Source organism: Ideonella sp. (assembly GCF_041914305.1).
Classification (GTDB): Bacteria; Pseudomonadota; Gammaproteobacteria; order Burkholderiales; family Burkholderiaceae_C; genus Ideonella.
Genome location: NZ_JAYSDQ010000001.1, coordinates 480,801 through 505,112, shown reverse-complemented (window position 1 = coordinate 505,112; position 24,312 = coordinate 480,801). Strand labels below are relative to the sequence as shown.

Below are 24,312 nucleotides of genomic sequence, written 5' to 3'. Positions count from 1 at the left end.
TCAATCAAGCTTCCAAGCGCCCTTGTCGATCTTGACCATCACGCGTGCGCGCTGGTCCAGGCCCAGGTGGTCGGCGGCGGACATGTTGAAGATGCCATGCGCACCCGGCAATTCCTTCACCTGCTCCAGCGCGTCACGCAGCGCGGTGCGGAACGCGGGCGTGCCCGGCTGGCCCTTCTTCAGCGCCACCGGCACGGCGGCGGTCATCAGCAGGCCGGCGTCCCACGCATGCGCGCCGAAGGTCGACACCGAGCCCTTGCCGTACATCGCCTCGTACTTGGCCACGTAGTCCTGGGCCGACTTCTTCACCGGGTGGCCGGCGGGCAACTGGTCTGCCACCAGCACCGGGCCGCTGGGCAAGAACTCGCCCTCGACGCTCTTGCCGCCAACGCGCAGGAAGTCGTTGTTGGCCACACCGTGGGTCTGGTAGACCTTGCCGGTGTAGCCCCGCTCGGCCAGGGCCGAGGCCGGCAAAGCGGCCGGCGTGCCAGAGCCGGCGATCAGCACCGCGTCGGGCTTGGCCGCGACCAGCTTCAGCACCTGCGCGGTGACCGACGAGTCGGTGCGCGCATAACGCTCGCTGGCGACGATCTGGATGCCCTTGATACCGGCGGCCTTGCTGAACTCGCCGTACCAGCCCTCGCCGTAGGCGTCGGCAAAGCCGATGAAGCCGACCGTCTTGATCTTCGCGTCGGCCATGTGCGAGACGATGGCCAGCGACATCATGATGTCGTTCTGCGGCGTCTTGAAGACCCAGCGCTTCTTCGCGTCCTGCGGCTCGACGATGCGGGCCGAGGCGGCCATCGAGATCATCGGCACCTGCGCTTCAGAGACAGCGTCGATCATCGCCAGCGAGTTCGGCGTGGTGGTCGAGCCGAGGATGATGTCGACCTTGTCCTCGGTGATCAGGCGGCGCGTGTTGGCCACGGCCTTGGTCGTGTCCGACGCGTCGTCGAGCACGATGTAGTTCACCTTCTGCCCGGCGATCGTCGTCGGCATCAGCGCGATGGTGTTCTTCTCGGGAATGCCGAGCGACGCGGCCGGGCCGGTGGACGACACGGTGACGCCGACGTTGATGTCGGCGAACGCGGCGCCGGCGGCCAGCACGCAGGCCGCGGCGACGAGGGTCTTGAGGGCTTTCACAGGGCAGTCTCCTTTCGAGGGGTCTTCTTGCGGGAGGGCGACACGGGTTCGGGCGGCACCGGCACGCTGACAGCGCCCAGGCCACCAAAGAACAGCTCGGCCACCATCGGGGCCATCTGCTCGTGGGTCAATCGCTGACCGTCTTCAGCCGGCTTCAGCCAGGTGAACATCCAGTTGATCATGCCGAACAGCAGCATGGTCAGCGGCTTGTGCAATTCTGCGGGCTTCAACGCCGGCCGCACCGCGGCCACCGCCTCGGCAAAGGCGTTGACCACGCGGCGCTCGATGCCCAGCACGCTCTCGCGCTCGGCATCGGCGAGGAACTTCACGTCCTCGGTCAGCACACGGTGCTCGTTCTGCGCGTTCGAATACTCGCGCACGAAACGCACGATCAGCTCGCGCAGCCGGGCCTCGGGCGCCAGCGGCTGCGCCAGCACCTCTTCGACCACCGCTTCGAGCCGCTTCACATGCGCCTCGGCCACCAGCGCGAGCAGCGCGTGCTTGTCGCGCACGTAGTGGTACAGCGCCGCCTTCGACAGATCACACGCCGCCGCGACCTGGTTCATCGACGTGGCGGTGTAGCCCTGCTGCGCGAACAAGGCCGAGGCCTTCGCGAGGATCTGGTCACGCTGATCGTCGTAGCCGGCGGAGCGGGGACGGGCCATCGGTGGTTGTCGTCAGTGCGAAAGAAAGCCCAGCTCGGCCATCTGCCGAGCCAGCTTGGGAATCGAGTCCTTGTACCACCCGAGCGTCTCGCCAACGACCCGGCCGTCCTCGATGAAGAAGAACACCGGCGTCGCCGGGATGTGGCGTTGGGGCCAGCCCTTGCGGTCGAACACGACCTGCGTCGGAAAGGTGAACGTCTTCAGCGGCCACTCGCGGAAGAACTCGGGGCCGTAGTTCACATCGGGCAAGTGGACCCAAAGCGACTGCGCCTTGAACACCGAGCTCAGCAGCGGGTCGGCCGTGATGTCTTTCGCGGCGGCCTGGCAGAAGCCGCAGCCCGGCGAGGAATAGACCACCACGTGGCGACCCACGTTCAAATCGGTCGACTGCTCGACCAGCCTGAGCGGCTGCTCCTGCACCGTCCAGTACCTGACGGCAGTCGCCGCTGGCGCCCTCGCCAGCGGTTCGCGCGGGATCAACAGTTTCTTCGCGTAAGGCAGGCGCTCGGCCTCTTCGACCCGGCCGGTGGCCATCAAGGCACCGAACACCGAGTCGTCACGCGAAGCGTCGGCAGGGCGACGGCGCTTCAACTCGTCGGCCAGCAAGATCGTGATGTCGGCATCGGCCGAATCGCCGTTCAGATGCAGGCGCGGATACAGCGCGCCGAAGACCCTGTCGATGTCCTTCTTGCTGATGGCGCCAAGGCGCCGGTCGGCCTTCAGGTCCTGCAGGCATTGCAGTTGACGGCTTGCCGCTTGCGATGCATCGAGCAGATAGTCCAGGCCGCAGGCCCGCGCCGGTGGTTCGCTGGCCGCGGCCTGGCAGGCGGGTTGAGCGACGAGGCACAGCGCGGCCGCCAGCACCGCGCCACCCCTCGGTGATGAGGCAACGCCCTCAGCGCTCATCGAACGACACCGTCACGCACGGCGTCAGCGGGTGCGCCTGGCAGGTGAGGATGAAACCGTCGGCGACTTCGGATTTTTCGAGCGCGAAGTTGCGGTCCATGCGCACCTCGCCGTCGATCAGCTTGGCACGGCAGGTGCCGCAGACGCCGGACTTGCAGGAGAACGGCACGTCCATGCCTGCCGCCGACGCCGCGTCGAGGATGCTGGGGTCGGTCTTGCGGAAGACGATGTCGCGCGTGAGCCCATCGCGCACCACCGTGATCTTGGCGTTGTCGGCGTCGCCTTCTTTCGGCGCGTGCAGCTTGGCCAGGTCGCCGGCCGATTGCAGCGCGATGCCGAAGCGCTCGATGTGGATGCGCTCTTGCGGCATGCCCGCTTCGAGCAATGCCGCTTCGCCTTCGTCGTTCATCGCGTACGGGCCGCAGACGAAGGCGTGGTCGATGTGGCTCACGTCGATCACCGTGCGCAGGAACTCGCTGATCTTGTCGCGGTTCATCATGCCCATGTTCAGGGGCGAGTCGACCTGCTCGTCGCTGAACACGTGGTGCAGCGTCAGCCGCGTCATGTAGCGGTTCTTCAGGTCTTCGAGCTCTTCCTTGAACATCGTCGACGCGGCGCGGCGGTTGCCGTAGACCAGCGTGAAGCGGCTGCCCGGCTCGCGCGCCAGCACCGTCTTCATGATCGACAGGATCGGCGTGATGCCGCTGCCGCCGGCCAGGCCCAGGTAGTGGCGCGGCGCCTCGGGTGCCAGTGGCACGAAGAAGCGACCCTGCGGCGGCATCACCTGCAGCGTGTCGCCCGCCTTCAGGTGCTGGTGCAGCCAGTTCGAGAAGATGCCGCCGGCGACCTTGCGCACGCCGACACGCAGCTCACCGTCGTCCAGCCCGGCGCAGATCGAGTACGAGCGGCGCACGTCCTGCCCGTCGACATCGTGGCGAACGGTCAGGTACTGGCCCTGCGTGAACTTGAACAGCTCGGCGTGCTCGTCGGGCACCTCGAATGAAACGATCATCGCCTCGTCGGTGTCGGGGCGGACTTCGCGCACACGCAGCGGATGAAAGTGAAGCGTGGTCATATGGGTTTGAAGTGTTCGAAGGGTTCACGGCAGGCGAGGCAGCGGTACATCGCTTTGCAGGCCGTGGAGCCGAAGGCAGACAGGCGCTCGGTCTGCACGCTGCCGCAGTGGGGGCATTCGATGCCGCGGGCCATGATGCGAATCGGCGAGCCCTCGGCGCTGCAATGCCCGGGCGGCGCAATGCCATAGGCACGCAGGCGTTCGCGGCCGGCTTCGCTGATCCAGTCGGTCGTCCAGGCGGGGGCACGTTGCATCGTCACGCTGACCGGGCCGAGCCCGTCTTCTTCCAGCGCGCGCACGATCGCTTCGTTGATCTGCTCGGTGGCGGGGCAGCCCGAGTAGGTGGGGGTCACCGTCACCGCCAGGCCCGCACCGGTGTCGACCACCTCGCGCACCAGGCCCAGGTCGACCACCGACAGCGCCGGCACCTCGGGGTCGGGCACGCTGCCCAGCACCCCCCAGGCGCGCTCGACGCGGCCTTCGCCCACGCGGCGCGCCGGCACGGCGGGCAGCGCCCAGCGTGCGTCCGGCGTCGGCAGCGGGGGGAACAGGCCGCGGGTGTCGACCATGGCTGTCACCACTTGCCGCCGGGGTAGGCGCGCTGCAGGTGCTGCATCTCGGCCAGCATGTAGCCCAGGTGCTCGCTGTGCACGCCGCGGCTGCCGGTCGAGCGGAAGGCGGTGTCTTTCGGCAGCGCCAGCCGGGCATCGGCCAAGACCGCGCTCACCGCCGCATGCCAAGCGGCACGCAACTCGCTGCGCGCCGGGCCCAGGCCGGTGGCGGCGGCGTTCGCATCGGCGTCGTCGTCGTCGAACAGCTCGGCGACATACGGCCACAGGTTGTCCAGCGCCTGGCGCATGCGGCGGGTCGATTCTTCGGTGCCGTCGCCCAGGCGCGCGACCCAGTCCGACGCGTGTTCGACGTGGTAGCGCGCTTCCTTCACGGCCTTGCCGGCGATCGCCGCCACTTCGGCGTCGCTGCTGGCTTGCAGCCGCTGCCAGAACAGGTGCAGCCAGGTGCCGAGCAAGAGGTTGCGCAACACTGCATCGCCAAAGTCGCGCCCACCCTTGCGGCCCGGCAGCTCGGCCAGCGTCATGTTCAGGTAGTCGCGATCTTCACGCAGGAACGCGAGCTGGTCTTCGTCCACCGGCACGACCGCGCCCTGCCCCACATGCGTGAGCAGCCCGCGCGCCTGGCCCAGCAGGTCGAGCGACATGTTGGTCAGCGCGATGTCTTCTTCGAGGATCGGGCCGTGGCCGCACCACTCGGACTGGCGCTGGGCGTGGATCAGGCAGGTGTCGGCCACGCGCAGCAAGTAGCGCGCGCGCAGGTCGTTCGGCGGGGTGATCGAGGGAGTCATGTCGTGCGGCCCCGGCTCACATGTGGTTCACGGACTCGGGCAGCTCGTAGAACGTCGGGTGGCGGTACACCTTGTCCTCGGCCGGGTCGAAGTACATGTCCTTGTCGGCCGGGTCGGAGGCCACGATCTGGTCCGAGCGCACGACCCAGACGCTGGTGCCTTCCATGCGGCGGGTGTAGACATCACGCGCCAGCTGCACCGCCATCTTGGCGTCACTGGCGTGCAGGCTGCCGCAGTGCTTGTGGTCCAGGCCGGCCTTCGGGCGGACGAAGACTTCCCACAGCGGCCATTCATTTTGTGTCGTCATTGCGTGTTGCTCCTGTGGTTCTTCAAGCAGCCTGGGCCGCGGTGATCTTCTTGCGGGCATGCGCCAGGGCGGCCTCGCGCACCCAGGCGCCGTCGTCCCAAGCCTTCACGCGGGCGGCCAGGCGCTCGCGGTTGCAGGGGCCGTCGCCGCCCACCACGCGCCAGAACTCTGCCCAATCGATCGGGCCGAAGTCGTAGTGCTCGCGCTCGGCGTTCCACTTCAGCAGCGGGTCGGGCAGCGACACGCCCAGCACCTTGGCCTGCTCAACGGTGGCGTCGATGAACTTCTGGCGCAGGTCGTCGTTGCTCAGGCGCTTGATGCCCCAGCGCATCGACTGCGCGGTGTTCGGGCTTTCGGCATCCGGCGGGCCGAACATCATCAGGCTCGGCCACCACCAGCGGTTGGTGGCGTCTTGCACCATTGCCTTCTGCTCGGGCGTGCCGTCGGTCATCATCACCAGCAGCGCATCGAAACCCTGGCGCTGGTGGAAGCTTTCTTCCTTGCAGACGCGGATCATCGCCCGCGCATACGGCGCATACGAGCAGCGGCACAGGGGGATCTGGTTCATGATCGCCGCGCCGTCGACCAGCCAGCCGATCACGCCCACGTCAGCCCAGGTCAGCGTGGGGTAGTTGAAGATTGAGCTGTACTTGGCTTTGCCGGTGTGCAGCGCGTTCAACATCTGGTCGCGGCTGGTGCCCAGCGTCTCGGCGGCCGAATACAGGTACAGGCCGTGGCCCGCTTCGTCCTGGATCTTGGCCAGCAAAATGGCCTTGCGCTTGAGCGTGGGCGCACGGGTGACCCAGTTGCCTTCGGGCAGCGCGCCGACGATCTCGGAGTGCGCATGCTGGCTGATCTGGCGCACCAGCGTCTTGCGGTAGTGCTCGGGCATCCAGTCTTTCGCCTCGATGAAGGCGCCTTCGTCGATGCGCGCCTCGAAGCGCTCTTCGAGCACCGCCTCTTCGGCCGTGCGCACGGCCTTGCGCTCTTCCTTCGGGCCGGTGTCCATGGCTTGGGTGTACATAGCGTTTCCTCAGGCAATCGTTGAGCAAGTTGCTGCCCGGCGAGCCCGCTCCCGCGCGTGCAGGCGAGGCCAGCCCTGGTAGCGGGCGGTGAGCGAAGCAAGCGGGGCCAGCATGTTCTAGCGGGGGCGCTTGTCGATGACACGCCGGGCCTTGCCGACCAGCGTGCGTTCGATCGATTCAGGCAGCCCCACGTCGACACGGGCGCTGATGCCGATCAGGTTCTTGATGCGCTGCTGCAGTTGCTGGCCCATCAGCCCGCGGTCGGCACCGGCATGGGTGGGCAGCACCTCGGCCAGCACCTGCACTTCGTCCAGCGCACCCTCGCGGGTGACCACGATCTGGTACTGGCCTGACAGGCCCATCGTCTGCAGCACCAGCTCTTCGATCTGGGTCGGGAACACGTTGACGCCGCGGATGATCAGCATGTCGTCGCTGCGGCCGACGATCTTGCCGATGCGCCGCATGCTGCGCGACGTGGGAGGCAGCAGCCGCGTCAGGTCACGCGTGCGGTAGCGGATGACCGGGAAGGCTTCTTTCGTCAGCGAGGTGAAGACCAGCTCGCCCTCTGAACCGTCGGGCAGCACGGCGCCGGTTTCGGGGTCGATGATCTCGGGGTAGAAGTGGTCTTCCCAGATCACCGGGCCGTCTTTGCTTTCGACGCACTCGCTGGCCACGCCCGGGCCCATCACCTCGGACAAGCCGTAGATGTCGACCGCGTCGATGCCGGCGGCGGCCTCGAGGTCGCGGCGCATCGCTTCGGTCCATGGCTCGGCGCCGAAGATGCCGAGCTTGACCGACATGTCGCGCGGGTTCAGGCCGTGGCGGCGAAACTCTTCGACGATCACCTGCATGTAGCTCGGGGTGACCATGATGATGTCGGGCTTGAAGTCGCGGATCAGCTGCACCTGTTTCTCGGTCTGGCCGCCGGACATCGGGATCACCGTGCAGCCCAGCCGCTCGGCACCGTAGTGCGCGCCCAGGCCGCCGGTGAACAGGCCGTAGCCGTAGGCCACGTGGACGATGTCGCCGGGCCGCCCGCCGGCGGCCTTGATCGAGCGCGCCACCAGGCTGGCCCAGGTGTCGATGTCGGCCTTGGTGTAGCCCACCACGGTCGGCTTGCCGGTGGTGCCCGACGATGCGTGCACCCGCACCACCTGCTCGCGCGGCACCGCGAACATGCCAAACGGGTAGTTGGCGCGCAGGTCGTGCTTGGTGGTGAACGGAAACTTCGCCAGGTCGGCCAGGCTGCGCAGGTCCAGCGGGTGCACGCCCTTGGCATCGAAGGCCTTGCGATAGTGCGGCACGTTGGCATAGACGCGGTCCAACGTGCGTTGCAGCCGGCGCAGCTGCAGGGCCTGCAACTCGTCGCGGCTCGCGGTTTCGATCGGCTCCAGGTCGCCGGGGGCAGGCGTCTTCACGGGCATGCGATGGGTCTCCAAGCGCCGCCCGAATTAATCTACCGAACGGTCGGTAAATGATAACCACACGACCGTGTTTGACGCAAGTCAGGGTTTCTTGAAGTTGCCACCGGGGGTTGGTAAGGTCGGGGTGGGCGTGTCGCGGCGGGCGGTACCCGCTAGGGGCTCAGAGTCCGCGCCCTCGGCTTGCAGCCGAGGGTGCCCTGCAGTGCTCGCGCTCGTGGCCGCGGCCGAACTCGCTGCGCTCACTGCGTTCGCTGCGCTCGACCAACGGCCGCGAGTCAGATGACGAGGCTCGCTGGCGCTCGCTGCCACGAACGCTGTGCGCTTCGGCGCTCCCATTCGCCCCCAGCGGGTACCGCCCGCCACGAGGGCCACGGTGGTGGCTGTTCTCTCCGCCGTACTGCAACGGCTCTGCAAAGGGGCGTGTGGGCTGGCTGCGGCGCGAGTCAAGGGCGCCGAGAAGCGCAGGCCGTTTGGCCACGCGCGTCAGCGCGCACGTGAACTGATTCGGCCCAGCTGTTCGAGCACAACGAGCGAAGCGAGTGGAGCGAGTTCTGGGCCGGGCCACACGGCCGAGCATCGCAGGGGAGCCCTCGCTGAAAGCGAGGGCCGCCCGCCCCGAGCGCCGCAGCCAGCCCGCGCGCCCCTTTGCCGCGCCTACGTCGGCAAGAAGCGCACCGATGATGCCCGCCGGGTCAGGCCATCACATTCGCAATGCGCAGGAAGCTGCCGTTGGAGATTTGCAGGAAGTCGCCGCGGCTGCTGCTGCGCACACCCACGAAGACCTTCTCGCCGGCCAGCAGAACCACCGGGCCCGAATTGAGGTAGCACCACGAATCCTGGTTGTTGCCGGCGCTCGCGACGGCCGATTCGGCCAGCACGTTCATGGTGCCGCTCGGGATGGCGACGGACTTGGCGCCGTAGCGGTTCTCCACCATCACCCGCGCGACGCCCGGCGCCACGATGCGCGCCGAGATCTGCACGCCGGCGTTCTTCTTTTCGCCCAGGACCTCATCGGTCAGGCTGGTGTGGCTGACCCGCACCAGGTCGCCGACGATCGGATCGAAGCTGCCGGAAGGCAGCGCCACGTCGGTGTAGGTCATGCCGCCGGCGGCGATGGAGCCGGGCTCCCAGGTGACGCTGACGCGCACGGACTTCGGCACGCTCGACCCGGCGGTGTCGTGCGCGGCCATCCGGTCGAACCGGCTCGGGTCGGGGATGGGGGTGACCTCGCCTTGGGTATAGACCGGCGTCTTCACGCCGGCCCTGGCGCGCAGGATCATCAGCTTGCGCGAGTCGACGTCGTACCCGTCCTGCCCCGAGCCCCGCGACTGTGCCGGCCAGTCCATGTTGGCGGTCATGTGGTAGAGGTCGTCTTTCAGCACGGTGATGACGCCGTCGCCGGTCATCGCGTACTTTCCGCCGTTGGACTCGTCGAAGATGTTCTTCGTGATCGGGATCATGAACAGGCGATCGTCCGGGATGCGGATCACGCCGTATTCCTCGACGTGGTCGGTCGGGGTGTAGGAGAAGTGGCCGCGCTGGATGCCGCGCATGCCACCAGGCACAAAGTGCTCGGGCTGCACGCCGCCCGGGGCCAGCCGGTTCGATCGCGCATGTGCCGCCAGTGGCATGGCCAGGGCTGCCGCGGCAGCCGTCAAGATGGTTCGACGGTTGGTCATGGTATGTTCTCCTAATTCGTTATTTCAACGTAATGTGTTTCTGCATGGGCAGTCTTCTCGATCTGCCAGGCAGTTCATCGACAACAGGGGCGGCGACGCACGGGCGCGCGCGCCCCGCGAGCGGTGCAAGCCCAGTCGTCTTGAGCGCACCACGGCACATGCCGTGACTTTTAGGCGTTATGTTTTTGCGCGCTCAGTGAAGAAGACGCAAAAGAAGCGGCCGCGAAGACATGCAAACTAGGGGGTGGGCAAAAAATGCCCACTGCCGCCACCACGGCAACGCCACGCGCAGGGCTGTGCAGAGCCCGGCCGGCCGCACGAGCGGCGCGACCCTTCTTTTTCCCTGCCCTGACCCCGTCGTCCTGACGGGAGGCTAACGTTCAATGAGTACGGCTCGGCCCCATGCGCTCCGCACCCTGCTCGGGGTGCGGAAACGGCGCCCGCCACGCCAGCACGATGGGCGGCACCGACGCGATCAGCACGAAACCGAAGAAGGTGACGTAGTGGTGGTCGCAGGCGGCGAAGGCCCAGCCGCTGACGGTGCCGGTGGCCCACTTGGTCAGCGCCATCACGCCGGTGGCGAAGGCGTAGTGGGTCATCTTGAACGGGCCCGGCGCGATCTGCTGCATCATGTAGAGCATGTGGCCGACCGAGCCCATGCCGAAGCCGAACTTCTCGACCGCCACCACCACGCCGATCCACACCGGGTCGGTCGGCAACGCGTAGCTCAGGTAGAAATAGGTCAGGTGCGGCAGGTTCAACACCAGTGCCAGCACGAAGAACGAGCGCGGCAGCGTGCGCCGTGCGACCAGAAAGCCGCCCAGGAACGCCCCGGCGATGAAGGCCAGCGTGCCGGCCGTGCCGTTGATGAGGCCGAGTGACTCGTTGTTCAGGCCCAGGCCGCCGGCGCTGCGCGGGTCGAGCATGAACAGCGGCCCGAAACGCTCGATGAACCCTTCGCCGAAGCGGTAGAAGAAGATCACCGCCAGCATCATCCAGATGCCCGGCTTGCGAAAGAAGCTGAGCCACGAATCGCGCAGGGCCGAGAAGGCCGCCCCCACGCCCTGCCCTTGCACGCTCGAGGGCGCGCCCGGCGGCAGCACGCTCAGGTGCCACAGGCCGAACAAGCCCATCACGAAGGCGGTGCCGAACATCACCACCATCCAGCAATGGACCCACGACAGGCCGACCTGGTTGTGCAACCAGCCCGTCAGCGACACCAGCAGGCCCGACGCGATCACCGCGCCCAGGTTCCAGCACATGCCTTGCAGGCCCGCGTAGCGCGCCTGGTCACGCAGCGGCATGGTCGTCATGAACACGCCGTCGGCCACGATGTCTTGCGTGGCCGAGGCGAAGCCGGTGATCCAGAAGAACGCGAGCGACAGCCGAAAGAAGCCCTCCAGCGGCAGGCAGAAGGCCACCAGGCCGAGCGAGAACATCATCGTGAACTGCATCGCGATGACCCACCAGCGCTTGCTCTTGAAGGGTTCGAGCAAGGGCGACCACAGCGGCTTCAGCACCCACGGCAGGTACATCTGCGAGGTGTAGAGCGCGATGTCTTCGTTCGAGATGCCGAGGTTCTTGTAGAGGATCGCGGCAACCACGCCGACGGTGACGTTGGGCAAGCCCATCGCCAGGTACAGCGAGGGCACCCAGCTCAGTGGATGGCGACTGGGCAGCACGGTATCGGCCGGCTTGGCGGCAGGCAACAACGCGCCCGCATCGGCGGTTTCAGTGGTGGGGGGCATCACGGCATGGGCTCAGCGGCGAGAAGGGGTCAAGGCCTGCAAGGCGGCCGAGACATAGACCAGCGGCGCGTTCCAGTTGATCGCGACCTCGTTGCTGGCGTAGCTGCAGTCGTGGTCGAGGTAGGCCCGGGCCGGCACGCCGGACGGGTACGGCACAGGGCAATGCGCCTGGTCTTGCTGGCCCGGGTTGGGCCCGCCGGCCACGAAGCCGGGCACGGGCGCCGCCACGCCATCGGCCTGCGACGGGCGGTGGTGCGGGTGCTGGGTCGAGCGCTCGCCGAAGCCGGTCACCATCGACATGTCCACCGCGTTGCGGCCCAGCACATAGTCGAGCAGCGCCTGCGCCGCATCGAGGTGGCGGCGCTCGCCGCCGAGCCGGTAGCCCTGGATCAGCATCAAGGCCTGGTTCAGCGCCACCGAGTTGCTGCCCCAGATGAAGTCGCCGCCCTGCAGGCTCACGCGCCAGGCCGAGGCCTGCCAGGCCGCCGCCAGCGCATCGGCCTGCGTGGTGATGCGGCGGGTGATCAAGCGCTGGTCGGCAGCCGCCGTCAATGCGCCCCGGTGGTGGGCCAGCGAGACCCAGGCCAGCGGTGCCACGCCGGCCCAGCTGGGCACGCCGGTCTCGACCTCGCCCGCCTTCATGGCCGCGTAGTAGGCGTCGTTGCGCGTGCTGATGTACAGCTCGGCGGCGGCCCAGGCAACCTCGTCGGCGAGCTGGTCGTCGTCGTAGGCGCCGGTCTGGATATCGGCCGGCTGGCGGTAGACCTCGCCCGGGTGCGCCACGGCCCAGCGCCAGGCCGACTCGGCCGCCACGAGCATGCGCTGCGACAGGCCCGGGTGCTCACGCGCGTGGGCCTGGTAGACGCGGCTCGCGGTGGCCATCACCGCGGCGAAGTTGAGCGCCGCGGCAGTCGTCTTCTGCACCACGTAGCGCGGGGCAGTCGCCTCGTGCGGCATCACCGCGCCGTCGAAGCCGGGGTTGGTGAGCTTGTGGTAGACCCCGCCGTCGGCCGGGTCCTGCATCGCGAGCAGCCACTCGAGGTTCCACAGCGCCTCGTCGAGCACATCGGGCAGCGTGTTGCCGCTCTCGGGAATGTTCAGCGACTGGCGCTGGAAGAACGCCGGGAAGTGCTCGTAGGCCGCGAGCAGCGTGTAGGTCGAGATGCCCGAGTTGACGACGTACTTGTTGTAGTCGCCGGCGTCGTACCAGCCCTTCGGCGCGCTGATCAGCGTGCCCTCGGGCCGCGACGGGCTGGCGGCCGAGGCGTGCACGCGCACCTCGGTGTCGGGGTGGCCGGCCGGGCGCGCGTAGGCGCCGGCGTGCTGGGGCAGCAACGCGGTGCTGGCCCGGTTGAAGTAGAAGGCCTTGAGGCTGGCCGCGTTCAGCGCGGCGTAGGCATCGACCGCCACCTCGAAGGGCGCCGAGTCGGCCAGCCCCGGCACGCGCAAGCGGTAGCGGCCCGCCCGGGCCAGCGCCGAGAAGTCGGCCACCCGCACCACCTGCTGCGCCGGGGGCCAGAGCGCGGCGGGCGCGAGCGGGCCTTGCAGCACCACCGCACCGCTGCGCGCATCGACCACGCTGAAGCGCGAGGCCGCGGTGTCGGGCACCAGCGCCTGTTTCGTGGCCCCGGGCAGGTAGCCGACCTGGTTGAGCTTGATGTGGCGCCCGTCGGCGTGGGGGGTTGGCTCTGGCTGCAGCGTGAACAGCACCACGTCGTTGCTGCGCATCGGCAGCGTCCAGCGCAGGCGGCCGTCGGTCCCCACCTGCACGCGCTCGTCGACCTCGGGGCGGTCGTCGGTCAGGGCCTGCAGCTTCTGCAACTGGGCCGGGCTCAGCGCGTCGGGCGAGCCCATCTCAAGGTAGGCGGTGTGCGCATCGTTGGCGTGAAAGCCGGTGCGGTGCAGCTGCAGCCGGTAGCGGCCCGGCGCGAGGTGGTTCACGCTCAGCTGCACCGGGCGCGAGGGCGTTGCCGGCAGCGGCTTGCCGTAGAAGGACCGGTTCGTCAGCGCCTGCTGCGGGTGCTGCCAGTCCCACACCAGCAACGCCGTGCGATCGCCATCGGCCGCGGCGAACGCCGCCTGGTCGGCCAAGGCGATCTCGCGGCCACGCAGTGCATGGAGGTACTTGTAGGCGAAGAAGGCCGGCTTGCGCACGCCTTCACGCGTCAGCAGCCCGAAGCCGCCGTGAAAGGGCGTGGGCGGCGGGCCAGCTTCTTCGAACAGGTCGCTGTAGGTCCAGTAGCTCATGGCCTGCGCGAGGCCACGCGTGGCGCGCAGCTTGGTCAGGATCCACGGCGCGCTGACATAGCTGTCGTGCACCCGGTCGCGCGGGTTGTAGCTGGTGCTCCACTCGGTGATGTACAGCGGCAGGCCGGGCGAGGCCGATGCGTCGATCTGCTGCCGCACGCGCCGCACATCGCCAACGATCGAATCCGGCGAGGGCGAGAGCTTGCGGTCGTCTTCGCCCTTCTCGTCGAGAAAGCCGCCGTCCACGCCATAGGTGTGCGTGGTCACGAAGTCGACCGGCACCGCATTCGCCTTCGCATAGGCCAGAAACTCGGGCACCCAGGCCGCGCCAGCGGTGGCCGGGCCGCCCACCGTCAAGGCCGGGTCGATGCGCTTGATCGTGCGCGCCGTCGCCGCGTAGAGCGCGAAGTAGGCGGCCTGGTCGGCCCGCTCCCAGAAGCCGTCGAGGTTGGGCTCGTTCCACACTTCGAACGGCCAGCGGCGCACCTCGTCGGCACCGTAGCGCGTGATCAGGTGGCGCACGAAGGCGTCGACCAGCGCGCCCCACCCTTCGGGCTGCGGGTGCGAGGTGTTGCCCTTCCAGTAGAAGATGGTCTGCGGCGAGGTGGCCAGCGCTTCGGGCGTGAAACCCAGCTCGACGAAAGGCCGGATGCCGCGTGCCAGCAGCCCGTCGAACAGCTTGTCGATGGCCGAGAAGTCGTAGACCGTGCGGCCATCGACCACCCGCACCACGCCCAGCACATCGTGAAAGATCGCGTGGCAGCGCACCGAGCGAAAGCCCAGCTCGCCGACCACCGTCTTCAGCTGGGCCAGGCTGTCGTCGCGGCCCAGCGTGCCGGGGTAGTCGGCGCCCACCGCCAGGTCGAAGAAGCGGTCGACCGGCTGTTGGGCGAGCGCACGGTCCAGCACCAGCTCGCGGGCCGGCGACTCGGCCGCCGAGGCGTTGCAGACACTCATCATCAGTCCGATCACGAAGGCCGCCCCGACGCGGCTCCAGCAGTGCGTCGCCATCTTCAGGCCGCCTCGAAGTGCAGCGTGGCCGCGCTGGCCTGCACGGGGCTGCGCGCCCCGTCGACCTGCAGGCACCAATCACGCAGCGCCCCTTCGGTCACTGTGGCGGTGTAGCGCCCGCCCTCGCGGGTGACCACACCGCGTGCGGCGATGCGGCCTTGCGGCGACGCCACGGCAAAGGGCGCACTCGCGCCCTCGTCGAGGGCGAACACGCGCAGCGTCACGCCAGCCGCATAGTCGTAGTCCGGCCGCTCGGTCTCGGCGCCCCAGGGCAGCACGGTGTTGGGTGCCACATACAGCGGCAGGCTCATGAAGCCGTGCTGTTCGCGCAGCCAGCGCCCACCCGCTTGCGGCTCGCCCGACAGCAGGTGCGTCCAGCGGCCCTCGGGCAGGTAGACATCGACCTCGCCCGACTCGCTGAACACCGGCGCCACCAGCAAGGCCTCGCCGAGCTGGTACTGCCGGTCCAGCGGCGCGCAGGCGGGGTCGGCCGGGTGCTCGACCACCATCGCCCGCATCACCGGCACGCCGGTCTCGCTGGCCTCGATGGCCTTGGCGTAGAGGTAGGGCATCAGCTGGTGCTTCAACCGCGTGAAGGCCTGCAGCACGTCGCAGCTTTCTTCGTCGACCAGCCAGGGCACCCGGTACGAGCTGCTGCCGTGCAGCCGGCTGTGCGACGACAGCAGGCCGAACTGGATCCAGCGCTTGTAGACGGCCGGCGGCGGATTGCCTTCGAAGCCGCCGATGTCGTGGCTCCAGTAGGCGAAGCCGCAGCTGGTGAGCGACAGGCCACCGCGCAGGCTCTCGGCCATCGACTCGAAGGTCGACCAGCAGTCGCCGCCCCAGTGCACCGGAAAGCGCTGGCCCGACGCGTAGGTGGAGCGGGCGAAGACCACCGCCTCTTCTGGCCCGCGCACATCCTGCAGCACGCGGTAGACGACCTCGTTGTACTGCAGCGCGTAGAGGTTGTGCATCTCCACCGGGTCGGAGCCGTCGTGGTAGACCACGCCTTCGCTCGGGATGCGCTCGCCGAAGTCGGTCTTGAAACAGTCCACCCCCATCGCCAGCAGCCGGCGCAGGTGGCCCTGGTACCAGGCCACGGCCGCCGGGTTGGTGAAGTCGACGATCGCCATGCCGGGCTGCCACAGGTCGGTCTGCCAGGTCAGGCCGTTCGTGCGGCGGATGAAGTAGCCCTGCCTGACCCCTTCGGCGAACAGCGGCGATTTCTGCGCCACGTAGGGGTTGATCCAGAGGCTGATCTTCAAGCCCCTGGCCTTCAGCCTTTGCAGCATCGCCTCGGGCTCGGGAAAGCCGCGCCGGTCCCACTCGAAATCGCACCACTGGAATTCGCGCATCCAGAAGCAGTCGAAGTGAAAGACCGACAGCGGCAGCGCGCGCCGTTTCATCTCGTCGATGAAGTGCGTGGCGGTCACCTCGTCGTACTGCGTGGTGAACGAGGTGGTCATCCACAGCCCGAAGCTCCACGCCGGCGGCAGGGCCGCGCGGCCGGTCAGCGCGGTCAGGCGCTGCAGCACGGCCTTGGGCGTCGGGCCGGCGATCACGCAGTAGTCGAGGCTCTCGCCCTCGCGGCTGAACTGCACACGCGCCGTCTTCTCTGAAGCGACCTCGAACGATACCGGGCCAGCCTCATTGACGAGCACGCCGTAGCCGCGGTTGGTGAGGTAGAACGGCACGCTCTTGTAGGCCTGCTCGCAGGCGGTGCCGCCGTCCTTGTTGGTGTTCTCGACCACCTGGCCGTTCTTGACCCAGGGCGTGAAGCGCTCACCCAGGCCATAGACGCATTCGCCGACCGCGAGCGACAGCTGCTCGTGCACGAAGGCCCCGCGACCGGCCCACTGGATGTAGCCCAGGCCACGCCAATCGCTGCGCGTGAGCACGCGCCCGCCCTCGCGAAAGGTCAGGCCCCAGCCCTCGCCTTTGCGCACGTCGACCGACAGCGCACCGGAGGTCAAGGTCGCCCGCAGCGGCGTGTCTTCGATCTGCACGCTCGGCCGGCCCGCGCCGGGCATCGGCACATGCAGGCGCGGTGCTTCCGAGGCCGAGAAATGCGCCACGCTGACACGGATCACGCCAGGCAGCGGTGAGCTCAGCGTCACGGTCAGCGTGGGCCCTTGCAGCGTGTCGCCGCGGTGCTTGATCGGCCGTGTGGTCGCCAGCACGACCAGCCGGTCGTCGTGGGCCTCGACCGCATAGGCCTCGGCCGCGTAGTGCGCCGCGACGCCGGGCTGCAGCATCCATTGCCCGTCGGTGAACTTCATGACTCTGTCCGAACGAAAAACAGGCCGGCAGTCTCGGCCCGGCGGCGAAAACTGGGGCTAGGTGTTTACGTGACTTTAGTTCGTTTGACGCTCGAACTAATATCGATCCACCCATTCTGGTCGAAGTGCAACAAGGAGACAGGCTTGCTGGCCGAGGCATCCGGAAATCAACAACTGCTCAAGGACATCAATCGGATGGCCCTGGTGCGGCACCTGTGCGCCCACCCCGGCTTGTCGCGAGCCGACCTGGCCACCGCGGCCGGGTTGACGAAGTCGACGGTCAGCCTGCTGACGCGTGAGCTGATCGCCGAGGGTTGGCTGGTCGAGCGCGAGATCGTCGCCACCGGCGACCTCGGGCGTCGCCCCACGCCGCTGTTCGTTGACCCTTCGCGCCTGCTGCTGCTGGGCGTCGAGGTCGGCATCGATTCGGTCCGCGCGGTGGCCACGTCGCTGACCGGCGAGGTGCTGGCCACGGTGATCACCCCGCACGGCGCCGGCAAGACCGCCAAGGCCTGCATCGCGTCGCTGGCCAACACCTTGCTGAAGCTGCGCAAGCAGTTCGACGAGGTCAAGCACCAGATCATCGGCATCGGCGTCGGCCTGCCCGGCGGGGTGGACGAAGCGCGCGGCTTCCTGCACTTCGCCCCCAACCTGGGCTGGCGCGACGTGCCGTTCGGCGCGCAACTGGCCGACAAGCTCGCCGGCTCGGCCTTGGCCGAGGTGCCGCTGTATGTGCAGAACGAAGCCGACGTGGCCGCGCTCGGCGAGATCGAGTTCAACCCCTCGCAGCAGTCGGACCCGCTGCTGTACGTGAGCATCAACCAGGGCGTTGGCGCCGGCGTGGTCGTCGGCGACCGGCTGCTCACCGGCAGCCGCGGCTTCGCTGGCGAGGTGGGCCACATGGTGTTGCAGATGAACGGCCCGCCCTGCTCGTGCGGGCGCCGCGGCTGCGCCGAAGCGCTGATCGGCTTGCGCGCGATGCTGCGCACGGCCGAGGCCGAAGCGGCGACCACCCCGCTGCTGGCCCAGGTGCAGGCGCGCCTGGCCGAGGGCGACGCCGAGGTCAGCCGCGCCGTCAAGAAGGCCGGCAACCACCTCGGCGTGCTGCTGCAGAACCTGGCGTCAGCCTACGACCCCGCGTGCATCGTGCTCGGCGGCTCGGTGGTCGAGCTGGGCGAGGTGTTCCTGCAGCCTGCGCTGCGCACACTCAACGACTACGCCGAGGCCGCCAACCTCGCGCCGCCCACCGTGCAGGTCTCGCGCTTCGGTGCCGATGCGGTCGCCGTCGGCGCCGCCGCGTTGGCGCGCTACCACCTGACGCGCCCGCTGGCGGCACCGGTGTTTCATGGCAAGACGCTGCCTGAGGGAGCCCGCTGATGCACCTCGGCATCGATCTGGGCACCTCGGAGGTCAAGCTGCTGTTGCTGGATGCAGATGGCCGCATCGTCGGCCAAGCCGGCTCGCCGCTGCAGGTGTCGCGCCCGCAGCCGTTGTGGTCCGAGCAGTCGCCCGAGGCCTGGTGGCAGGCCACCGAGGCCGCAGTGGCCACGCTGCGCAGCGCGCACCCGCAGGCCTGGGCCGAGGTGCGGGCCATCGGCCTGTCGGGCCAGATGCACGGCGCGGTGCTGCTCGACGAGGCCGACCGCGTGCTGCGCCCGGCCATCTTGTGGAACGACGGCCGCAGCCATGCCGAGTGCGACCTGCTCAGCGCCGCGGCGCCGCGCCTGCACACCATCGCCGGCAACCTGGCGATGCCCGGCTTCACCGCACCGAAGCTGCTGTGGGTGAAGCAGCACGAGCCGGACCTCTTCGCCCGCATCCGCAGCGTGCTGCTGCCCAAGGACTACCTGCACCTGCGCCTAGGCGGCGAAAAGATCGGCGACCCGTCGGACGCATCCGGCACGCTGTGGCTGGACGTGGCCGCGCGCGACTGGTCCGACGAACTGCTGGCCGCCTGCAGCCTGGACCGCGGCCAGATGCCGCGCCTGGTCGAGAGCAACCAGGCCGCCTCGACGCTGCGGCCCGAGCTGGCGCGCGCGTGGGGCCTGCGGCCGGGGGTGGTGATCGCCGCCGGCGCGGGCGACAACGCGGCCAGCGCGATCGGCATCGGCGCCACCTCGCCGGGCGATGGCTTCATCTCGCTCGGCACTTCGGGCGTGCTGTTCGTCGTCAACGACCGCTTCCGGCCCAACCCGGCGTCTGCCGTGCACGCGTTCTGCCACGCGCTGCCGCAGCGTTGGCACCAGATGAGCGTGATGCTCTCGGCCGCCAGTTGCCTGAAGTGGTTCACGCGCTTGAGCGGCGCGCCCGATGAGGCGACGCTGCTGGCCGAGGTCGCCGCGTTGCCGGCGGGCGCGTTCGACACGGCGCCGATCTTCCTGCCTTACCTGGCCGGCGAACGCACACCCCACAACGACCCGTTCGCACAGGGCTTGTTCTTCGGCCTGAACCACGAAACCACGCGCGCGACCTGCGCTTACGCCGTGCTCGAAGGTGTGGCCTTCGGCCTGGCCGACGGGCTGGCCGCGCTGCAGGCCGCGGGCACCGAGGTCAGCCGCTTGTCGCTGGTGGGCGGTGGCGCGCGCAGCAGCCTGTGGGCCCAGCTGATGGCCGATGCGCTGGGCGTCGAGATCCTGGTGCACACCGGTGGCGAGGCCGGCGGTGCCCTGGGCGCAGCGCGGCTGGCCTGGCTGGCGGCGGGCGGCCGCGAGGCGCAGGTGTGCGCCAAGCCCGAGGTCGCCGCGCGCTACCAGCCGGCGCCCGCGCGCGATGGCCCGCTGCGCGAGCGCCTGCAACGTTTTCGTGCGCTGTACCGCCAGTCGAAGAACCTGAACACCCATGGCGCCACGGCCTGAGCGCCTCTCACCCTCACCCTGATTCCCCATGACCAGCTACTTCGAAGACATCGCCCCGATCGCCTACCGCGGGCCGGACAGCCTGGAGCCCCTGGCCTTTCGACACTACGACAAGAACCGCCTGGTGCTGGGCAAGCGCATGGAAGAGCACCTGCGCTTCGCCGTCTGCTACTGGCACAGCTTCTGCTGGACCGGGCTCGACCCCTTCGGCCAGGGCACCTTCCTGCGGCCGTGGTTCGAGGGCGGCTCGCCGATGGAGCAGGCGCGGCAGAAGGCCGAGTCGGCGTTCGACTTCTTCGCCAAGCTCGGCGCGCCCTACTACTGCTTCCACGACCGCGACGTGGCGCCCGAAGGGGCCACGCCACGCGAGAGCCACGAGAACTTCCGCCGCATGGTCGATGTGCTGGGCCACCAGCAGCAGCGCACCGGCATGAAGCTGCTGTGGGGCACGGCCAACCTGTTCAGCCACCGGCGCTTCATGGGCGGTGCGGCCACCAACCCCGACCCCGCCTTGTTCGCGATGGCCGCGCTGCAGGTGCGCGATGCGATGAACGCCACGCGCGAACTGGGCGGCGAGAACTATGTGCTCTGGGGCGGCCGCGAAGGTTATGAGACGCTGCTGAACACCGACCTCGCGCGCGAGCTGGACCAGCTCGGCCGCTTCCTGAACATGGCGGTGGAACACAAGCACAAGACCGGCTTCAAGGGCACGATCCTGATCGAGCCCAAGCCGCGCGAGCCGAGCAAGCACCAGTACGACTTCGACACCGCCACCGTCTACGGCTTTCTCGTGCGCTACGGGCTCGAGAAAGAGGTCAAGGTCAACATCGAGGCCAACCACGCGACGCTGTCGGGCCACAGCTTCGAGCACGAGATCGCCACCGCCGCGGCGCTGGGCATCCTCGGCAGCATCGACATGAACCGCGGCGACCCGCAGCTCGGCTGGGACACCGACCAGTTCCCCAACAACGTGCCCGAGACCGCGCTGGCGCTGTACCACGTGCTGCGCGCCGGCGGCCTGGGGCAAGGCGGCCTGAACTTCGACGCCAAGGTGCGGCGCCAGTCGATCGACGCGGCCGACCTGTTCCACGGCCACATCGGCGGCATGGACGTCTGCGCCCGCGGGCTGCTGATCGCCGAGAAGATGATCCTCGACGGGCGGCTGCAGGCCGCTGTCGACGCGCGCTACGCCGGCTGGGAAGCCGCCGGCGCGCAGGACATCCTCGCCGGCCGCGTCTCGCTCGACCAGTTGGCCGAGCGTGTGCTCGCCGACAACGTCGATGTCGCCCCCGTCTCCGGCCGCCAGGAGGCGCTGGAGAACCTCGTCAACCGTTTTTGCGGAGCCTGACCCACCGGCAAAGCAGTACCGCACCACCCCCGCCTGGCGCAGCGAGATGGCCGCGGCATGAACCGCGCCGCCGCCGCATGCGTGTCTGGCCCCACGGCTTGAGGAAGCGCGGCAATCAGCCGGCCGCGCAGGTTGTCCCGAGTGAGGGATATGTCTGAACCACAGAGAAAGAAAGAGATGAGACAAGTTCAGAAGACAACGTTGTCAGTCGCTGCTGCCCAGGTGGCTCTGATGTGGTGTGGCGGTGCCATGGCGCAGGCCACGCCCGGGCCTGTGCCGCCGGCCACCACAGCTGCCCCCGCCGCAGCAGCCAGCGCGGCGCCCAGCCCGAGCGAAGCGACGACCGCCATCGTCGTGCAAGGCAAGCGCGCGGCCCTGCAGTCGGCCCAGAAGATCAAGCAAGAGTCCGACGAGATCGTCGACTCGATCGTCGCCGACGACATCGGCAAGCTGCCCGACCGATCGGTGACCGAGGTGCTGCAGCGCATCGTCGGCGTGACCATCGACCGCACGATGGCCAAGGGCGACCCCGAGCACTACTCGGTCGAAGGCTCGGGCGTGAACATCCGCGGCCTGAGCTGGGTGCGCTCGGAGCTCAACGGCCGCGACTCGTTCAGCGCCAACGGCGGCCGCTCGCTCAACTTCGAAGACGTGCCGCCCGAGCTGATGGCCGGCGTGGACGTCTACAAGAACCCCTCGGCCGAGCAGATCGAAGGCGCCATCGGCGGCCTGGTGAACCTGCGCACCGCCCTGCCCTTCGACTACGGCGGCTTCAAGGGCGCGGTGTCGCTGCAGTCCACCTACTCGCCGCTGCGCGAGAAGGCCTCGCCGTCGGGCTCGGTGCTGCTGTCCAACACCTGGGTCACCGACGACTTCGGCAAGTTCGGCGCCTTGATCGACCTGGCCTACTCCGAAAGCGCGACCCGCAACGACAAGATCCAGGTCGAGCCCTACTACCCGCGCACCGACATCGTCGCCGGCCAGACGGCGTGGGTGCCCAAGGGCGCGCAGTGGCGCTCGGAAGACTTCGACCGCACCCGGCAAGGCGCCTACGGTGCGCTGCAGTGGAAGCTGGGCGACGTTGAATCGTCGCTGACGCTGTTCCGCTCCGACTACAAGATGGACTGGGCCGAGAACGCCCTGTTCGCGCAGTCCAACGCCTACAACATCACCGTCGACGACGGGGCCACCTGGGGCCCCAACGGCAACCTGGTGCGGGGCACGATGCGCGCCCCGGCCGACGGCGGCATCAACTTCGGCGCCGACACCCGCATCATGACCCGCGAGTCGGCCACGCAGGACCTCGGCTGGAACCTGAAGTGGAAGGCCTCCGAGCAGTGGAGCTTCAGCACCGACCTGCAGTACATCCGCGCGACCACGACCAGCTTCGACTCGACGGTGGCCACCGGCGTGCAGATGCCCAAGGAAACGATCGACCTGTCGGGCGACGTGCCGCGCCTGATCTTCGACGACGACGACCGCGCCCGCCTGGCCGACCCGGCCCACTACTACTGGGGCTCCACGATGGAGCACTTCGAGAAGAGCAAGGGCACCGAGAAGGCCTGGCGCGGTGATGCCAAGTTCAAGTTCAACGACCCGGTGCTGGTCGACCTGCGCTTCGGCCTGCGCCTGACCGACCGCGATGCCCACACGGTCAACACCGGCTACAACTGGTCGGCCGTCACGCAGCCCTGGATGGCCTGGTGGTACCTCGCCCCCGGCAGCCTGGCCTACCTGAACGACCCGCGCTTCAGTGCCGGCGCCCACCTGCGCAGCTTCGACAACTTCTTCAACGGCAGCATGTCGATGCCGTCGCTGATTTTCCCGGACGCGAGCGTGGCGGGCGGCTACCCCGACAGCTACGCCACGCTGCACGGTTATGCCAAGACCTTGTGCGAAGAGTTCAACGGCGCCGGCAGCGGCGCGTGCTTCGACTTCTGGAACGCACGCGATGCCTCCGACCCGCAGTTCTTGAACCGACAGCGCGAGCGAACGCAGGCAGGCTACGCCCAGCTGCGCTTCGCCTTCGACGAGTGGCAGTACCCAGTGGACGGCAACGTCGGCCTGCGCGTGGTGAACACCCGCAACAAGGCCGATGGCTACACGGTCTTCGTGCCCGCGACCAACGTGCCCGACGACGCCACCGGCGTGCCGGTGCCGACCATCGCCGCCTTCGCCGAGGCCCAGAACTACGCGCACGACTACGTCAACGTGCTGCCCAGCCTGAACCTGCGCATGAAGGCAGGCAAGGACCTGCAGTTCCGCTTCGGCTACGCCAGCGGCATCTCGCGGCCCGACTTCAGCGACATGCAGGCCTACACCAGCCTCAGCCAGACCGCCACGGTGACCACGCTGCCCGACGGCACCACCCGCGTCGACAGCGTCACCCACACCGGCACCGCGTCGGGCAACCCGATGCTCAAGCCTGTGAAGTCGCAGCAGGTCGACCTCACGGCCGAGTGGTACTTCGGCCGCACCGATTCGGTCACCGTCGCCGCCTTCTACAAGGACCTGAAGGACATCATCGTCAAGCAGACGTACGCCAAGCAGCTGACCGACACCAGCGGCCAGCCGGTCGACTTCGTCGTGACCGGCCCGATCAACGGCGCCAACGGCCACGCCGCGGGCATGGAGGTGGCCTACCAGCAGTACTTCGACAGCCTGCCCGACTGGCTCTCGGGCTTCGGCGTGCAGGCCAACTACACCTTCGTGGACAGCAAGCGCAAGCTGCACAGCCCCGTGTACTCACCCTACTGCAGCGGCGGCAACACGGCCGCCAACGTCAACCTCAACCTGAACGGTTGCGACACCGACGGCCGCACCTTCGGCGACCTGCCGATCGAGAACCTCTCGCGCCACGCCTACAACCTGACGCTGATGTACGACAAGGGCCCGGTCTCGGCACGCGTGGCCTACAGCTGGCGCTCGAAGTACCTGCAGGCGGTCAACGCGAACGGCACCAACGGCGGCGACGGCACCGACACCAATCCCGACAGCCCGACCAACGGCCAGCACAACGTGGCCTGGGCGCTGCCCACCTGGCAAGACGCCTATGGCCAGGTCGACGCCGGTGTCTCGTACAAGTGGAGCGACAACCTGCAGATCGGCCTGGAGGGCCAGAACCTCACCGACTCGACCAACAAGCAGTTGATGCAGCAGCACATCGGCATGATGGGCCGCGCGTGGAACGCCAACGGGCCGCGCTACACGGTCACGCTGCGCTACGCCTTCTGACCGGGG

General features: G+C 68.5%; 17 protein-coding genes. 4 read left to right on the top strand and 13 right to left on the bottom strand.

Annotated elements, in window-relative coordinates:
• The 13 genes from ACE3SG_RS02105 to yicI all read right to left on the bottom strand — a co-directional run bounded on the left by ACE3SG_RS02105 (nt 1) and on the right by yicI (nt 16,869).
• Nucleotides 1-1,143 (bottom strand): ABC transporter substrate-binding protein, encoded by a 1,143-nt coding sequence (locus tag ACE3SG_RS02105; RefSeq protein ID WP_374562283.1) that lies wholly within the window; start codon nt 1,141-1,143, stop codon nt 1-3.
• A complete protein-coding gene (locus ACE3SG_RS02100; protein ID WP_374562282.1) occupies nt 1,140-1,808 on the bottom strand; it encodes a TetR/AcrR family transcriptional regulator in 669 nt (222 codons plus the stop codon). Before ACE3SG_RS02100 ends, ACE3SG_RS02105 begins: the two co-directional genes overlap by 4 nt.
• Nucleotides 1,809-1,820: 12 nt before the next feature.
• A complete protein-coding gene (locus ACE3SG_RS02095; RefSeq protein ID WP_374562280.1) occupies nt 1,821-2,714 on the bottom strand; it encodes a hypothetical protein in 894 nt (297 codons plus the stop codon).
• Nucleotides 2,704-3,789: a 1,2-phenylacetyl-CoA epoxidase subunit PaaE gene (gene paaE, locus ACE3SG_RS02090; protein ID WP_374562279.1), complete on the bottom strand. Its 1,086-nt coding sequence runs from the start codon at nt 3,787-3,789 to the stop codon at nt 2,704-2,706. The genes ACE3SG_RS02095 and paaE overlap by 11 nt, the downstream gene beginning before the upstream one ends.
• Entirely contained in the window at nt 3,786-4,358 is a 573-nt protein-coding gene (gene paaD / locus ACE3SG_RS02085; RefSeq protein WP_374562278.1) for a 1,2-phenylacetyl-CoA epoxidase subunit PaaD, read from the bottom strand. The genes paaE and paaD overlap by 4 nt, the downstream gene beginning before the upstream one ends.
• 5 nt (nt 4,359-4,363) lie before the next feature.
• Complete coding sequence (paaC, locus tag ACE3SG_RS02080; RefSeq protein ID WP_374562277.1) at nt 4,364-5,149, bottom strand: 1,2-phenylacetyl-CoA epoxidase subunit PaaC; 786 nt, start codon at nt 5,147-5,149, stop codon at nt 4,364-4,366.
• Between the two features lie 16 nt (nt 5,150-5,165).
• Nucleotides 5,166-5,456: a 1,2-phenylacetyl-CoA epoxidase subunit PaaB gene (gene paaB / locus ACE3SG_RS02075; RefSeq protein ID WP_374562276.1), complete on the bottom strand. Its 291-nt coding sequence runs from the start codon at nt 5,454-5,456 to the stop codon at nt 5,166-5,168.
• Between the two features lie 22 nt (nt 5,457-5,478).
• Entirely contained in the window at nt 5,479-6,480 is a 1,002-nt protein-coding gene (gene paaA / locus ACE3SG_RS02070; RefSeq protein WP_374562275.1) for a 1,2-phenylacetyl-CoA epoxidase subunit PaaA, read from the bottom strand.
• A 117-nt stretch (nt 6,481-6,597) separates the two neighbouring features.
• Nucleotides 6,598-7,905: a phenylacetate--CoA ligase PaaK gene (gene paaK / locus ACE3SG_RS02065; RefSeq protein WP_374562274.1), complete on the bottom strand. Its 1,308-nt coding sequence runs from the start codon at nt 7,903-7,905 to the stop codon at nt 6,598-6,600.
• A 692-nt stretch (nt 7,906-8,597) separates the two neighbouring features.
• Nucleotides 8,598-9,584: a hypothetical protein gene (locus ACE3SG_RS02060; protein ID WP_374562273.1), complete on the bottom strand. Its 987-nt coding sequence runs from the start codon at nt 9,582-9,584 to the stop codon at nt 8,598-8,600.
• Between the two features lie 380 nt (nt 9,585-9,964).
• Nucleotides 9,965-11,332 carry an MFS transporter gene (locus ACE3SG_RS02055; protein ID WP_374562272.1) on the bottom strand — a complete coding sequence of 456 codons (1,368 nt, stop codon included), beginning with the start codon at nt 11,330-11,332 and terminating at the stop codon, nt 9,965-9,967.
• A 12-nt stretch (nt 11,333-11,344) separates the two neighbouring features.
• Nucleotides 11,345-14,590 (bottom strand): glycoside hydrolase family 9 protein, encoded by a 3,246-nt coding sequence (locus ACE3SG_RS02050; protein ID WP_374562271.1) that lies wholly within the window; start codon nt 14,588-14,590, stop codon nt 11,345-11,347.
• Between the two features lie 2 nt (nt 14,591-14,592).
• Nucleotides 14,593-16,869, bottom strand: a complete 2,277-nt coding sequence (gene yicI / locus ACE3SG_RS02045) for an alpha-xylosidase (protein WP_374562270.1) — start codon at nt 16,867-16,869, stop codon at nt 14,593-14,595.
• Nucleotides 16,870-16,938: 69 nt separating this feature from the next.
• Here yicI and ACE3SG_RS02040 point away from each other — a divergent pair, with 69 nt between their 5' ends.
• The 4 genes from ACE3SG_RS02040 (at nt 16,939) to ACE3SG_RS02025 (ending at nt 24,306) form a co-directional block, all read left to right on the top strand.
• Complete coding sequence (locus ACE3SG_RS02040; protein ID WP_374562269.1) at nt 16,939-18,246, top strand: ROK family protein; 1,308 nt, start codon at nt 16,939-16,941, stop codon at nt 18,244-18,246.
• Nucleotides 18,246-19,724, top strand: a complete 1,479-nt coding sequence (xylB, locus tag ACE3SG_RS02035; RefSeq protein WP_374562268.1) for a xylulokinase — start codon at nt 18,246-18,248, stop codon at nt 19,722-19,724. The genes ACE3SG_RS02040 and xylB overlap by 1 nt, the downstream gene beginning before the upstream one ends.
• Before the next feature lie 28 nt (nt 19,725-19,752).
• Nucleotides 19,753-21,072 carry a xylose isomerase gene (gene xylA / locus ACE3SG_RS02030; RefSeq protein WP_374562267.1) on the top strand — a complete coding sequence of 440 codons (1,320 nt, stop codon included), beginning with the start codon at nt 19,753-19,755 and terminating at the stop codon, nt 21,070-21,072.
• Between the two features lie 201 nt (nt 21,073-21,273).
• A complete protein-coding gene (locus tag ACE3SG_RS02025) occupies nt 21,274-24,306 on the top strand; it encodes a TonB-dependent receptor (protein ID WP_374562266.1) in 3,033 nt (1,010 codons plus the stop codon).
• Nucleotides 24,307-24,312: the final 6 nt, after the last annotated feature.

Coding starts and splice junctions, on each gene's coding strand:
- yicI (WP_374562270.1), bottom strand. CDS start 16,869: ATGAAGTTCACCGACGGGCAATGGATGCTGCAGCCCGGCGTCGCGGCG.
- paaE (WP_374562279.1), bottom strand. CDS start 3,789: ATGACCACGCTTCACTTTCATCCGCTGCGTGTGCGCGAAGTCCGCCCC.
- ACE3SG_RS02100 (WP_374562282.1), bottom strand. CDS start 1,808: ATGGCCCGTCCCCGCTCCGCCGGCTACGACGATCAGCGTGACCAGATC.
- paaA (WP_374562275.1), bottom strand. CDS start 6,480: ATGTACACCCAAGCCATGGACACCGGCCCGAAGGAAGAGCGCAAGGCC.
- ACE3SG_RS02095 (WP_374562280.1), bottom strand. CDS start 2,714: ATGAGCGCTGAGGGCGTTGCCTCATCACCGAGGGGTGGCGCGGTGCTG.
- paaK (WP_374562274.1), bottom strand. CDS start 7,905: ATGCCCGTGAAGACGCCTGCCCCCGGCGACCTGGAGCCGATCGAAACC.
- paaC (WP_374562277.1), bottom strand. CDS start 5,149: ATGACTCCCTCGATCACCCCGCCGAACGACCTGCGCGCGCGCTACTTG.
- ACE3SG_RS02055 (WP_374562272.1), bottom strand. CDS start 11,332: ATGCCCCCCACCACTGAAACCGCCGATGCGGGCGCGTTGTTGCCTGCC.
- paaB (WP_374562276.1), bottom strand. CDS start 5,456: ATGACGACACAAAATGAATGGCCGCTGTGGGAAGTCTTCGTCCGCCCG.
- ACE3SG_RS02050 (WP_374562271.1), bottom strand. CDS start 14,590: ATGGCGACGCACTGCTGGAGCCGCGTCGGGGCGGCCTTCGTGATCGGA.
- xylB (WP_374562268.1), top strand. CDS start 18,246: ATGCACCTCGGCATCGATCTGGGCACCTCGGAGGTCAAGCTGCTGTTG.
- xylA (WP_374562267.1), top strand. CDS start 19,753: ATGACCAGCTACTTCGAAGACATCGCCCCGATCGCCTACCGCGGGCCG.
- ACE3SG_RS02060 (WP_374562273.1), bottom strand. CDS start 9,584: ATGACCAACCGTCGAACCATCTTGACGGCTGCCGCGGCAGCCCTGGCC.
- paaD (WP_374562278.1), bottom strand. CDS start 4,358: ATGGTCGACACCCGCGGCCTGTTCCCCCCGCTGCCGACGCCGGACGCA.